Annotated in this window: 1 protein-coding gene; it reads left to right on the top strand. The window is 42.0% G+C overall.

The annotated features are described in order from the left end of the window. Window positions 1-315 precede the first annotated feature (315 nt). On the top strand, window positions 316-1,009 hold a 694-nt coding region (locus tag B9G53_RS00080), incomplete at its 3' end, for a transposase (protein ID WP_141211647.1).

Raw genomic sequence — 1,009 nt, 5'->3', positions numbered from 1 at the left:
TTTTAGTTCTCTTGCATCCCGATTTGCCTCGATAAATTCTTGCAGTTCTTCTGTCATTTTTATCTTCTCTAAAAACATTTTTCCAGTTTCTACTTTCTCACAAATCATTTAGGATTGCTATATAGTCGGGATTGTGAGACAGGTCTTCTAAATTGCTATCCAAACAACCGATGAAGTTTTTAGTTGCTTCAGCGAATGATATTTGAGATTGCTTGGTTAGATTACTGGAGTTTAGACTAAAAAAGGAAAAAAGGCAGAGTAAAAGAGATACAAACTGCCTACAGTAGATGAAAAAGAAAAAGCACATCTACAGTCATGATTATTGATAAATTACAGGAATTCCGTCAACAGGTATATAGATTTTTAGGGAACGGGCGAGATGCAATATTTGACTTGATGGATGCAGTATTGACCAGTCCAAGTGTGAAATCATTTGCAGAATTATCTTTATCAGCAGTGTATCGACGGAAATGGTCAAGTCTATATGAATCGTTAAAAGATAGCCGACCAAGACGAGGAAGACTCAGACGACTATGTGTCGAACAAATACCCAAAGATATCCGACCCTTGCTAGCAGGAGACCATACAGGATGGGGAAGACCCCATGCTAAAACCTTAAAAGAACGGAGTTTTGTGCATCAACCGAATTTGGTTGAAGGTAACAAACCCATTGTGTTAGGGCATGACTACAGCACCTTGGGATGGGTGCCAGAAAAGTCAGGGAGTTGGGCAATCCCTTTATGTCACGAGCGGATCAGTAGTTTTGAGACAGCAGCCCAAAGAGGCGCATTCCAACTGAGGCAAGTATGTCGCGATTTGTCGGTAAGACCGATCGCCACCTATGACAGCGAATATGGTAGTGCCGCATTTATCAATTTGACCGAGGATATCCCCGCAGATTTACTGCTGCGGCTACGCCCGAATCGATTCTTGTACAAAGCCCCTGAGCCATATAGTGGTTATGGTCGTCCCCGCAAGCATGGTGATAAATTCCAACTTGCTAATGCTG

This window comes from Pseudanabaena sp. SR411 (assembly GCF_002251945.1).
Lineage (GTDB): Bacteria > Cyanobacteriota > Cyanobacteriia > Pseudanabaenales > Pseudanabaenaceae > Pseudanabaena.
Note: the sequence above shows the minus strand (reverse complement) of the source record. Positions and strands in the feature narration are given on the sequence as shown.